Annotated in this window: 12 protein-coding genes; 1 reads left to right on the top strand and 11 read right to left on the bottom strand. The window is 38.6% G+C overall.

The window, feature by feature from the left end:
• Positions 1 to 32: 32 nt before the first annotated feature.
• The 9 genes from LJC66_RS21740 to LJC66_RS21780 form a co-directional block, all read right to left on the bottom strand.
• Positions 33 to 2,279: a penicillin-binding protein gene (locus LJC66_RS21740; protein ID WP_195695960.1), complete on the bottom strand. Its 2,247-nt coding sequence runs from the start codon at positions 2,277 to 2,279 to the stop codon at positions 33 to 35.
• 5 nt (positions 2,280 to 2,284) lie between these two features.
• The gene (ftsL, locus tag LJC66_RS21745) at positions 2,285 to 2,644 is read right to left on the bottom strand and encodes a cell division protein FtsL (RefSeq protein ID WP_013058965.1); all 360 of its coding nucleotides are present in this window, start codon (positions 2,642 to 2,644) and stop codon (positions 2,285 to 2,287) included.
• 33 nt (positions 2,645 to 2,677) lie between these two features.
• The gene (gene rsmH, locus LJC66_RS21750; protein ID WP_050689682.1) at positions 2,678 to 3,613 is read right to left on the bottom strand and encodes a 16S rRNA (cytosine(1402)-N(4))-methyltransferase RsmH; all 936 of its coding nucleotides are present in this window, start codon (positions 3,611 to 3,613) and stop codon (positions 2,678 to 2,680) included.
• 334 nt (positions 3,614 to 3,947) lie between these two features.
• Positions 3,948 to 5,573, bottom strand: coding sequence for a bacillithiol biosynthesis cysteine-adding enzyme BshC (bshC, locus tag LJC66_RS21755; protein WP_230933520.1), 1,626 nt, complete (start codon positions 5,571 to 5,573; stop codon positions 3,948 to 3,950).
• Between the two features lie 90 nt (positions 5,574 to 5,663).
• On the bottom strand, positions 5,664 to 6,047 hold the full coding sequence (locus tag LJC66_RS21760) for a DUF3397 domain-containing protein (RefSeq protein ID WP_013058968.1): 384 nt from the start codon (positions 6,045 to 6,047) through the stop codon (positions 5,664 to 5,666).
• 1 nt (position 6,048) lies between these two features.
• Positions 6,049 to 6,930 (bottom strand): 2-dehydropantoate 2-reductase, encoded by an 882-nt coding sequence (locus tag LJC66_RS21765; RefSeq protein ID WP_230933521.1) that lies wholly within the window; start codon positions 6,928 to 6,930, stop codon positions 6,049 to 6,051.
• A gap of 158 nt (positions 6,931 to 7,088) precedes the next feature.
• Complete coding sequence (locus LJC66_RS21770; RefSeq protein ID WP_195695958.1) at positions 7,089 to 8,630, bottom strand: acyl-CoA carboxylase subunit beta; 1,542 nt, start codon at positions 8,628 to 8,630, stop codon at positions 7,089 to 7,091.
• Between the two features lie 19 nt (positions 8,631 to 8,649).
• On the bottom strand, positions 8,650 to 8,862 hold the full coding sequence (locus LJC66_RS21775) for a biotin/lipoyl-containing protein (RefSeq protein ID WP_013058971.1): 213 nt from the start codon (positions 8,860 to 8,862) through the stop codon (positions 8,650 to 8,652).
• Positions 8,859 to 10,211 (bottom strand): acetyl-CoA carboxylase biotin carboxylase subunit, encoded by a 1,353-nt coding sequence (locus LJC66_RS21780; RefSeq protein WP_057243122.1) that lies wholly within the window; start codon positions 10,209 to 10,211, stop codon positions 8,859 to 8,861. The genes LJC66_RS21775 and LJC66_RS21780 overlap by 4 nt, the downstream gene beginning before the upstream one ends.
• A 313-nt stretch (positions 10,212 to 10,524) precedes the next feature.
• On the opposite strand from LJC66_RS21780, the gene LJC66_RS21785 reads away from it, so the two are divergent.
• Positions 10,525 to 10,995, top strand: a complete 471-nt coding sequence (locus LJC66_RS21785) for an N-acetyltransferase (RefSeq protein WP_013058973.1) — start codon at positions 10,525 to 10,527, stop codon at positions 10,993 to 10,995.
• A gap of 81 nt (positions 10,996 to 11,076) precedes the next feature.
• Here LJC66_RS21785 and LJC66_RS21790 read toward each other — a convergent pair whose 3' ends face one another.
• A complete protein-coding gene (locus tag LJC66_RS21790; protein WP_230933522.1) occupies positions 11,077 to 11,679 on the bottom strand; it encodes an RsfA family transcriptional regulator in 603 nt (200 codons plus the stop codon).
• 178 nt (positions 11,680 to 11,857) lie between these two features.
• Positions 11,858 to 12,625, bottom strand: a complete 768-nt coding sequence (locus LJC66_RS21795; RefSeq protein WP_013084864.1) for an enoyl-CoA hydratase/isomerase family protein — start codon at positions 12,623 to 12,625, stop codon at positions 11,858 to 11,860.
• Between the last annotated feature and the right edge of the window lie 155 nt (positions 12,626 to 12,780).

Genomic DNA, 12,780 nt, shown 5'->3' on the forward strand with positions numbered 1-12,780 from the left:
ATGCTTGTACAGGATTCACTAGAACTTAATTTCTAGTCAAGTTGCTTATCGTCTTTTTTACTATCAGACTCACTTTTTTCCGTTTCTTTTAACTTATTTAACGTGCTTGAAAATTCTTTAGGCGTTTCAAGTTCCACTTTCAGATACGTTCCTGCTTTTAACGGATCGCCTGCTTTAATACTTTGACTTACAACATAACCATTTTCAAGTGCGCTAGGTCGAACGTTGACAAATTCACTAAAGCGAATAACATCACGATGTGAAAAACCTGTTAAATCAGGCATTGTGGCTTTTCCATTTGTCTTAATGAACACGCGTTGACCAGTGACAATGGTATCGGAAGTAGGTGATTGGCTTTCTACCGTATCTCCTTTACCTATTACAACAGGAACAAGTCCTTTTTGTTTTAAGTCTTTCACAGCACTGTCAACTGATTCGTTAACGTAAGATTTAAGCGTAATTTCTGAATCTACCTTTTTCTCTTCTGTTTTCTTTCCGTCTTCGTCTGTTTTTTCAGGCTCCACCCCTAAGTACTGCAGGCTGTTTTTCATCACCGGATTAAATACGGCTGTAAGCGGTGCAGTACCCGTCTCTTGAGGCGTGAGAGTTGGATTTTTAACGGCTACATAGACAAGCAGCTTTGGATCTTTAGCAGGTGCAAAGCCCATAAAGGAAATGAAATTTTTCCCGTGTCCATGCAAGTAGCCTCCGTTAGGACCAGGAATTTGAGCTGTTCCCGTCTTTCCAGCGACATCATATCCTTCAATTGCGTAAGGTTTCCCTGTTCCGTCATCAGAAGAAACAACGGTTTCTAAAATATCTAGCGTTTCGTTCGCTGCTTTTTTAGAAATAGGTTGTCCTACTACGGTAGGTTTTGTTTTCTTAATCGTTCTCTTATTTGTTTCATCGACTACTTGTTTAATCACGTAAGGCTTCATCATTTTCCCGTCATTTGCAATCGCAGTAGCCGCTTGAATTTCTTGAATAGGCGTAAAAGCAGACGCCTGTCCAAACGCAGTGGTTACGCGGTCTCTCGGGTACTTCGTCACTAACTTGCTAGAAGCTTCGTTTGGCAAGTCAATTCCTGTTTTATCCATAAAGCCAAACTTGTCCAAGTATTTATACAAACGGTCGGTACCTAATTTTTCGTTGGCTAAAATGGCAACCGCTACATTTGAAGACCTTTGAATTCCTTCATTAAATGTAATAGCTCCCCAGCCGACTCCGCCGTTGTGGTCATTAATCGGAACGCTGTTTTTCGTTACTTTATAAGATCCCGACTGATAGCGGTCTTCGCCGTTATAGACGCCTGCATCAATCGCGGCTGCTAGCGTAAAGATTTTCATTGTTGAACCAAGTTCATAGCTGTTTTCAACAAACGGATTACGGTAAGAAGTGATATCACGAATATTTGGGTCAAATGAAGGGCGGTTTGACATCGCCAAAATTTCACCGGTTTTGGGATTCACTACCGTTGCCATTAGCTCTTCTGGTTTATATTCTTTAGCGGCCGCTGTCATTGCATCCTCTAAAAACGTTTGAATTTTTTCATCAATCGTAAGCGTGACGCTGTCTCCATTTTTCGGAGCTACAATTGACTCTTTTGGATCCGGAAGCTTAATTCCATTTTTAGCAGCTTCGTATTTTACATATCCATCTTCTTCAGAAAGCTGCTTATCAAATACTTTTTCGATTCCCATTTTCCCTACGATTTTACCCGTATCATCTTTTTGTGCGTATCCTAAAATACTTGAGGCGAATACACCGTTTGGATAGAAGCGCTTCGAATCGCGTAAAAACGTGATGCCTGGGAGATTTAGTTTTTCAATTTTTTGCTTTAGCACGTTATCAATGTCACGGCCTCCGGGGCCAAGTTCGACTTGGAAGACGTCTTTAGACATCATTTTTTCAAGTTTAGACTCATCCATCTTCAACAATGGGGCTAATTTTTCAGCCGTTTTTTCAGGGTCTACTACGTGCTGCGGGTGATCTTTGTCTTTTGTTTGTTTTTTATCTAAAATCGCCACAACCGTATAAGCACCCGTGTCTTGGGCGATTGCTTCTCCGTTTCGATCGTAAATCGTACCGCGCTGTCCTTCAATTTTGGACGTTCGCGTGTGCTGTTTTTGTGCAATTTCGGCTAAAGCTTCTCCATTTGCTTTACCCGTCGCTTGGATGTAAAAGAACCTGATGGCTAATACAAAAAAGAGCAATGCAAATATTAAAATTAATATTGCTGCTCCTGTACTAATATTGCTATTTTTTCTTGGCGTAGTCATCGCAATTAATCGTTAACGACTTTTACGTTATTTTCATTCAATTTTAGTCCAAGTTCTTTTGCTTTTGTCCAAATACGATCGTATGCACTTAACTCTGTTACCTGTAGTTTTAACTCATTGTTTTTTGCTTCTTGCTTGTCAATCTTTCCATCAAGTGATTGCACTTCTTCACTGATGCTATAAAGCGAAGATTGATTTGAAATGATTTGCACAGACCCAAACAGCATGAGTGCGACAAATCCCGAATACACAATTTTTTCACCAACCGTGATTTTTCTTTTTGTCTTCCGAACAACTTGACGTACCGTCTTTTGCTGCTTCTGCTGCTGATCTTGCTCTCTTACTTTGTATGCTACATTGTTCATTCTCGTCCCCTCCTCTTTGATTAAACCCTTTAATTACACTAATTTCTCAACAATTCGAAGCTTTGCCGAGCGCGCGCGCTTATTTTCTTCTATCTCTTCTTCTGAAGGTAAAATAGGTTTTCTTGTAATAACTTTCATTTTAGGTTTAAATTCTTCTGGAATAATTGGCAGTCCATGCGGAAGCTGCGGAACCGTACTTGCATTTTTAAACGCAACTTTACAAATTCGGTCTTCAAGTGAGTGGAAGGTAATAACACTTACACGTCCACCTTTTTTGATCACATCCATAGACTGTTCAATTGCATCTTCAAATACTTGAAGCTCATCATTTACAGCAATTCGAATAGCCTGGAAAATTCGTTTTGCCGGATGTCCACCCGTTCTTCTAGCTGGCGCTGGAATCCCATCTTTAATAAGATCAACCAGCTCTAGCGTTGTTTCAATTGGTTTAGACTCTCGATATGCTTCAATTTTGCGGGCAATTTGTTTCGAAAACTTTTCTTCTCCGTATTGGAAAAAGATTTTCACAAGTTTTTCATAAGGCCATTCATTTACTACGTTGTACGCAGAAAACATTGAGTTTTGATCCATGCGCATATCAAGCGGGGCATCATGATGAAAGCTGAACCCTCGCTCTGGTGTATCCAACTGAGGAGACGAGACTCCGAGGTCAAATAATACTCCATCTACTTCTTCAATTCCATGTTTCATTAGCTGCTCTTTTAAATAGCGAAAATTACTTTTGATTAGAATAACTCTGTCTAGATACGGGGCCAATTTCTCTTTTGCATTTGCCAGAGCGACATCGTCTTGATCAAACGCAATTAATTTCCCTTTTTCTGATAGCTGTTTTACGATATATTCACTATGACCTGCTCCGCCAAGCGTGCAGTCGACATATACTCCATCCGGCTTAATATTTAAGCCTTCCGCTGCTTCTTTAAGCAAAACAGTTGTGTGATTAAACATTATGACACCTACTTCTTTCTAAACTACTTAGTTATGTATACAAAAAGCAAAAAACGGTGTTTTTCTTTGATATATATACACGTTTATATTATATATCAAAGTTCAACATTATTTCAGCTATTTATATAAGAATTAAGTAGAATTTTGTCTTTTTGTCACAAATAGTGTCATTTTGTTAAAAGTAGGACATATTCGTAGAATAAAATGTAAGGAATATAAGGTTTTTTTGCGCAATTAGAAATAAATACCTTATAAGGATTCAATTGGTTGATATTCACCTTGTAGACTTTTTCTCTTTTCCAAAATAAAAATCCTGCTTTTCAGCAGGATTTTATTAGACATAACAGACTTTTAACTGGTGATTTAATTCGACTTCAGCACTTAGTAAATCTGACACAAATTGCATACCATAACCATTTAAATAATACATAATATTCCACATGCGTTCTTGTGGAGCGTTGTAGGGACGAAGAGCAAGTTCAACTTGAGCATATTTTGAATGCTTCACATCGTGCTTAATTAGCTGTTTGGATTCGACAATCTTTTGAATGGTTTCAAACTGCTTTTGAATAATCGCTCGATTTTTAAGCATGACTTCATCGAATGTTTTGTCTTCTTTTTGAATATTTTCACGAAGAGTTTTATGAATTTTTTCGAAATCTTCTTTCGCTTTTTCAAAATACATTTCATATGGGTTGTGAACTTCTGTCTTAAGCCAGTGCTCCCTCTCTGCATCTACGCCTTCGTTTACTACGTTCGAAAGGTCTAACTGAAGTTCATCCATATACTTCTCGATATGTCTTTCTACGATTGCATAGGATAACCTAGGGACCACGGGAGGCATTTTAAAGCTAAATAAAGAAAATGCTTTTTCAAGCTCTGCCCAATACGCTACTTCCCCCGGACCTGCAATAAACGCAAGGGTAGGAAGTAAGTACTCCTGCATAAGGGGTCGAGTCACAACGTTGTTACTAAGAAGCTCCGGCGTTTGTTTAGCAATTTGAACCAGCTCTTCTTTAGACAGCACGAGTTCATTTTGCTTTCCAACAAACTGCTTTTGTTCTGCATCTCTTTCTAAAAGTACTCTATTTTCGTTGTGTGAATAAAAGAGATGAGCCGTTTCTTCTCCCACTTCAATCATTCGTCCGTATTGTTTTTGAATCTCTGTTTGCTGTTCCATAACGGCTGACGATAATTTGTCATTTTGTTCAATTAACGTCACAAAGAAAGAAGATTCAATGCTGCGTACTTCTTTAGAAGCTGCATCCATTAAAATAAGACCTGACTCTGCGAACATTGTGGTAACCAAATGAGCAAAGAAATCGACATAGGTACGTGATTTGTCTAACGCCTCTAAAACAAGGTGTAATACCTGGTTTGTATGCGCCGTTTCGTTAAACGTTTGAAATACATCACGAACCCAGCTTCTACAGGCTTCATGGTCTAGTTCGATTTGAGAAACCATTTGCTTTTTCTTTAAAGAATGCTTTAACGTTTTCTTTAAAAGCTGGTTTTTATGCTCTGTGTATACATGGTTGATCTCAGCAAAATCATGATCTTCTCCAGCAATCCAAAATACCGGAAGCACGGGCACGTTTAAAGCTTCCTCTTGTTGTTTAGCTAGGAGCACAATTGAAATCACTTTATGAATGGTGTACAAAGGACCCGTAAGCAGCCCCGCTTGCTGACCTCCAACGACCACTACGCTGTTAGGATCTTTTAGCTTTTCAATATTTTCAATCGTCTTAAAAGATGCTCCGTAGCGCTTATTAAAATTAAGCAGATACTCAGCAAGCTGTTCTCTTGGATAAGACTGCTTTTGAACATCCGCTAAACGTTTTTCATATACGTCTTTTTCGTGTATATTATAATGAAAAAAGGAAAGGGCTTGCTTTTCACCTTTTATGTAATCGTTCGTTAGTTTGTTTCCCGCCTTTAAAGAGACGTCTGTAATCTCCATGAAAGAACTTCCTTTCTTTTCCTAATACTTATATTCTCTACATATAGCTTCATTATCCATAATGTAACTGCTCACGTCTAGTAACATGCTTTACAGAGAGGAAATACGAAAAGCGATTCCACCTATATTTAATACAATATGTGCAATAAGAAACAAAACAAAATTCATCCGAAAGAACCCTTTCGCAATCAGCTTCATTTCTAAGTCATGTTTGACCTTCCAATGTACAAACATCATAATCATTGCTACAACTAAAAGGACTAACGCAATCAACCACAAAAAAGAGTGCCCGAAAATTTCGACAGCTGCATAATGCACGGACAAAATAAGAAAAACCGTAGTAATGTACGTTGCTATGTGGACAGATTTCCTTTTATTTTTCGTCAGTTTGCGTAAAAGCATGTATAGAATAAAAAAACCAACGAGCGGCAGAGTGACAAACGTCGCAAAAACTCCAGCAATAAAACTTCCCATGTTAATCACCCTTTTCTTCTTCGATTCCTTTTATTGACCCATATAAAAAGTCAACAATAGGCGTCGACGTTCTTTTTTCAGCAGCTTGTGTTTGAATATAGCCTAAAATAGCATCAATTTCTGTTTGCCGCCCCTCCTGTATATCTTTTAGCATAGAAGATTGATTTGTACTCGTGCGTGAACAAACCCCCAGCGCATTTTCCCAATAATTAAAAGCTGAATCCAGTTTTAACACAGCGGCAATCTCTTCAAACAATAGACGCATCGTTTTATAAAAGTAGCTGTTATGAATCAGCTGCCCATTTTTCACCCGATACAGCGCCGTAAGAGGATTGATGAGCGCATTTACAACTAATTTCTTCACCAGCATCGCATACCAATCTGCTTCAATCACCCAAGGAAAATTTACAATTGGCAAGATAGACTCCATTTCTCCTCTGTACGAAGCAATACGGGTTGTTCCTATTCCTGTATGATGGACGCTATCCATATTGGTACGCATTGCCCCGTGTTCAACTGTACCCAAATAGAGAGTGCGCTGCGGGAGATTTTTAAGAATTTCAATATGGCTCATACCGTTTTGGATAAACAAAAGGGGAGTATGTATAGTAAGGGTTTTGATAAAAGGAATAATCTCTTTTAAATGATACTGTTTTACAGTAATAATGATTAAATCTGCTTCTTTTATGTGTTTTTCCAGAGAGATAGCACTGACTTTTTTAGTGTGATGTTCCTCTTGTCTATGTAAGGTAATTCCATTATCGTTAATACACTTTGCTTGAGTTTTTGTTTTCGTATACAAGGTTACATCATAACAATCTGATAAATACGCGCTAAACAACAGACCTAATGATCCGCCTCCAATAATACCTATAGTTTTCATCGTATTTTTTGTTCCTCTTTCCATTATTGAGTTTCATTTTAGCAAAAAAATGCTTTGAATTAAATGCATTCTTAAAATTTTACCTATTCATATAGCCCGTGTGATTAAAAATCACCGGGCTTATTGTAAATTATTTAAAGTGATCCCGTTTTTTTCTATTATACGGGATACACCGGATGTTTACGACGGCTAAAGGTCACATTCTTTGTTTCATATAATCGAAAGCGGTCAATTAAAGTTCGACGCAGTTCGTTAGCAGGAACGATGTCGTCAATAATAAGTTCAGAAGCCAGCGTATAGATATCGATGTGTTCTTTATACTCCTGCTGTTTCTGTTTAACAAACATAAACCGCTCTTTCGGATCTTCAATTTCATTAATTTTATTAGAATAGACGGCATTTACTGCCGCTTCAGGACCCATTACGGCAATTTGAGCAGTAGGTAATGCAAGGCAGCAATCCGGTTCAAAAGCTGGACCAGCCATAGCGTAAAGCCCTGCGCCATAAGCTTTGCGCATGACTACGGAAATTTTAGGAACTGTAGCCGAACTCATCGCTGCAATCAATTTTGCACCATGTCTAATGATGCCTGCTCTTTCTACTTTGGTTCCAATCATGAATCCAGGTACATCCGCTAAAAATAGCAAAGGAATATGGAAGGCATCGCACAGTTGAATAAATTTTGCTCCTTTATCTGCTGAATCTACAAACAGCACTCCTCCTTTGACCTTCGGCTGATTGGCAATAATCCCTACTACTTTTCCATCTATTCGTGCAAGCCCTGTTACCAATTCGGCGGCAAACAGTTTTTTCACTTCAAAGAAGCTCCCTTCGTCAATAAGGGTATCAATTGCTTCATAGATATCAAATGGAACATTTTGATTCTCCGGAATTAGTTCTACTAAATCCTTTGTCTCCTTAGGCTCTTTAGCTTTTTGTACTTTAGGCTTCTCTTGATAGTTTTGTGGAAAGTAGGTTAAATAAGATTTGGCATAGGAAATAGCTTCTTCTTCAGAATAAGCTAACACATCTCCACATCCGCTAACGCTGCAGTGCATATGTGCTCCTCCCATTTCTTCTAGCGTAACCTTTTCTCCAATAACAGCTTCGGCCATACGCGGCGAACCTAAGTACATAGAAGCGTTTCCATCTACCATCACAACAATATCACAAAATGCAGGGATATAAGCCCCTCCAGCTGCTGACGGACCGAAGAGCAAACAAATTTGAGGAATGACGCCGGAAAGTTTTACTTGATTGTGAAAGATCCGTCCAGCTCCTCGGCGGTTTGGAAACATATCTAATTGATCCGTAATACGCGCTCCTGCAGAATCCACTAGGTAGAGCAAAGGCACATGCAGTTTTTCTGCTACTTCTTGAATCCGAATAATTTTCTCTACTGTTCTGGCCCCCCAAGATCCTGCTTTTACAGTAGAGTCATTAGCCATTACACAAACCGTTTCACCGTTTACTTTCCCAATTGCAGTTACAACACCGTCTGCCGGCAACCCTTCGGCTTTATTATTTGCAAACATGCCGTCTTCTTCATATTTCCCGTCATCAAATAAAAGGGCTAAACGATCTCTTACAAAAAGCTTCTGTTGTTTTGCAAGTTTCTCTTTGTACTTCTCCGCGTTGCCACGCTCTACTTTTTGACGATTTTCATCATATTTTTTCTGAGATTCACCTGTATGTATCATGATATCTCTCCTTTATGAGTTATGAAATAGTCACCAAAACGTCGCCTTCGTTCACAAAATCCCCCACGGCTATATGGACAGTCTCTGCAATACCAGCTTGATCGCTTTCAATAGGAATTTCCATTTTCATAGATTCTAATACAACAACAACTTCTCCTTTGGCTACACTTGCACCTTGCTGAACAAACACATTAAATACCATGCCTGCCATTGTCGCTTTGATTTCACTCATTGTGGTGCTCCTCCTTTATTTAATACGGTTGATAATAACGATGTGTTATAGGTGCCTTTTTCATATAACTCTTCATTTAACAACTGCTTAAATAGAGGAATATTCGTTTTGATTCCCTCTACAACAGCTTCTGTAAAATATGATTTAGCTAGTTCAATTGCATTTGAACGCGTACGACCAGTAATAATAACTTTTGCAATCATTGGATCATAAAAAGGTGTAACCGCATTCATATCACTGTAGCCGCTGTCTACGCGCGCATAGGTTCGCTCGGGCAAGTGATAACCCGTAATTTTTCCCGGAGCCGGTAAAAAAGTAAACGGATCTTCTGCATAAATTCGAAATTCAATGGCATAGTTATTTGCTGCTATTTCCTCTTGCACACGTGGAAGCTTTTCTCCGCGCGCAGCTAAGATCTGCCACTTAACTAAATCGACCCCTGCAATTTGCTCGGTGATCGGATGCTCAACTTGCAGCCGCGTGTTCATTTCAAGAAAATAAAAATTTTCGTCTTCATCCACAATAAACTCCACCGTACCTGCATTATAATATCCGATTGCTTTAGCCGCTTGAACGGCTTGGTTTTGCATGGCTTGTCGCGTACTTTCTTTTAAAGAAAGCGCAGGGGCTTCTTCAATCACTTTTTGATTTCTTCTTTGTACGGAACAATCGCGTTCAAAAAGATGAACGACATTACCATGCTGATCTCCAAACACCTGTACTTCGATATGTTTTGCGTTTGTGATAAGCTTTTCAATAAACATTCCTTCTTGACCAAAATATGCTTTTGCTCTTGCTTTTGTGGAGGCATACACTTGTTTTACTGCTTCTTCGTTATCGCAGCGCACCATCCCAATTCCGCCGCCGCCTCCGCTTGCTTTTAACATAACGGGATATCCAATTAGACTCGCTACTTTACAAGCCTCTTCAACTGACGTCACATCGCCTTCGCTGCCAGGGACAACAGGTACACCCGCTTCTTTCATCGCGGCACGAGCAGCAATTTTGTCGCCCATCATCGAAATGATTTCGGGAGAAGGACCGATAAAACAAAAACCTTCATCAATCGCTCTTTTAGCAAATGCACTATTTTCCGATAAAAATCCATATCCAGGATGAATGGCATCTACTTTTTCTTCATGACTAATTCGCAGCAATTCTTCTACATTCAAATATGACTTTTGCACAGGAGGCTCTCCAATTCGACGTGCTTTTGTAGCTGCTTGAACATAAGGAAGCTCTGCATCTGCATCGGAATAGACAGCCACCGTTTCAATGCCCATTTGTTTGCATGTATGAATAATACGAAGAGCAATTTCTCCTCGATTTGCAATCAGTATTTTTTTCACCTTTCTCTCCCCTTTCCTCAAATTTCTACTTTCCCCCATATAATTCTACAATAATTTTAAAACTCCTCTACAATTTTTGAAAACGCTTTCTATTTGAATCTTGCTTTCCTTTTGCTTCCTTTCTAAAAAGTGATGCTTATAGTAATGTATTCTTCATATTTAACTGAAAGAATTCATTTTTCCTTATGCGCATTGAATATTCGTTCACCAATCATGAAAACAGAATATTTTGTATTTTTGTTATATAATATTAGATGAACGAACCAAGCCAGTTCGTTTGTCTAGCAAGGAGACATAACAAGGGGGATATGGGATGAATTACGAAGTGAAGCATTTAAAAATTAATTTTAAAACGCTAGAAGAGTTCAAGAAATTCAAAGAATATGGCATTCAAGAACTTTCAATGCTAGAAGAATTACATGCCAAAATTTCCGATAATGAAATAAATTCTCCGTTTTACGGTATTTATTTTGGAAATAGCTTAGTGGCTCGGATGAGTCTCTATAAGCGAAACAAACAGTACGATCAATATTTCGAGCCGCCTCAAACGTATATTGAAGTGTGGAAACTCGAAGTGCTCAGCGATTTTCAGCGCAAAGGATTGGGTCAAACGCTCGTTGAATACGCCAAATCCTTTCAATTACCTATCAAAACAAGCCCACGAGTAAAATCTAGTGATTTTTGGTCAAAAATGGGGTTCGTACCTGTAACATATGATATCGATCGTGATTTGGGAGAAAACCCTCTTATTTGGCTACCAAACGGTGTAAGCGAACAAAAATAAACAGCTGATTTCCAGCTGTTTATTTTATATCTATGTGGTATATATGATCAACATGAAGTAGGGAGCATTCAAACTGTCGCTTTACTTTTGAACTTTTTCTAAATTTAAATTTTTATCCACTTGAAATTTCACTTTTCTACTTTTTTCATCCTCTTTTAATACAACCATTTTACGAGCCCTCTCCATAATTTCAATAAGAGCTTTATAGTCATCTTCCACAATTAACAAGTTGTTTTGCAAAGCTTTTTTTTCTTTTTCCAAAATCGTTACTTTCTCTTGTAAACGTTCAATCTTTTGCTGCAGTTCTTCATTAGCTTCGAGAAGCTCTGACGAGTGCCTTTGCCCTTGATCTACATTTTCTAAATATTTAATTACCTCATTAAGCGAAATATGTTTCTCTGCTTCCATATATGATAAGCGTGCAGGCTGCTCGTCATCTTTTGAAAGAGTTCTTGCTTTTAATTCTTTTCTCTGTTTTTTCGCAAGATCAATACCAGTCTTGTATTGTTTGCGCACAAAAGAATTCCAGCGGAAGCCACAAGCTGCTGATGTTCGTGTAAGTTTCTTCCCCACTTCTTCAAATGCAGCTAGCTGAGTGCCACCTTCACGTATATGACGCAGTACAATTTCTGCGAGTAATAAATCTTCATCATGAGTCCATGCATCTTGACGAGAAGAAGTCATTTTTCTATCCCTCCTTATCCGTACTTATTAAATGAATATGCACCTACTAGATAAGATAGACTATTGTTCCTCTTCTCAATCAAGAAAATCTTTCATATACTTTGAAGCAAAATGGGAAACCCGTGATTCTTTCATCTTTCGCTTATTAACTATATTGCTATGGAAATGCAGTTCATAACTATGTTTTTTTAACGATGACCTTTTGAACCGCTTCTTCATGCTCAGGCGACTCCCACAATATCGAGCAGCGATGAATTTCTTGTTCCATCCGATTCCAAACCCGGCTTTGCTCCCATTTCTCAATAGCGATTTCTTTGTAAGCTTGCAATACCTGGGTCGGTTTATGAGTGATAGGGGCTAACCACTCCTCACACCTCATAGTTAGCTCTTTAAACGACGTGACATAGGAAAGAAATCCAATTTGCTTTGCCCGTTCTACTCCATACAGCTGAGCACTGTAGATCATTTCCATCGCTTCTTGATAACGCAGCTTTTCAAGAAGAATGGTTCCTCCTCCCCAGCCTGTTGTAATTCCTAAATTCCCTTGAATAAAGCCCATTTCGCTATGTGTTGCACTTATACGAAAGTCACATGCAATCGCAAGTTCACATCCTCCTCCAACCGATGTTCCATTCAAAAGGGCAACTGTGGGTTTTGGGAGTGTTAAAATCTCATAAAGAATTTTCCCCATTTTCGTTAACATTTGAGACGCCTCTTTCGAAGTCTTTAGCTCATGAAATACACTTAAATCTCCTCCACTGCAAAATGCATCTGAACCAGCACCTGTAATTACAAAAGCTTTTACTAACTGATCATGTTTCACATAATCTACAGCTTGCTGCAGTTCATTCATAACATCATAATCAATAGCATTACGCTTTTCAGGACGATTAATCACAAACGTAGCAATGCCTTGGCTTGTAGTAAACAACTCGCTTTTTTTCATGCTTTTTCCTCCTTATAGACAAGGTATGAATCCTTTTACAACAGTAATTGTTTATTTAAAAAGAGTTCTTGTTCTATAAGAAAAATCCTTCTCTCCCAAAGGGCAGAGAAGGAAAAAAGGCAAAAAAAATAAAAGACCCTCTTAGAGGGTCTTTT

Source organism: Priestia sp. TSO9 (genome assembly GCF_021029645.1).
GTDB lineage: Bacteria > Bacillota > Bacilli > Bacillales > Bacillaceae_H > Priestia > Priestia megaterium_E.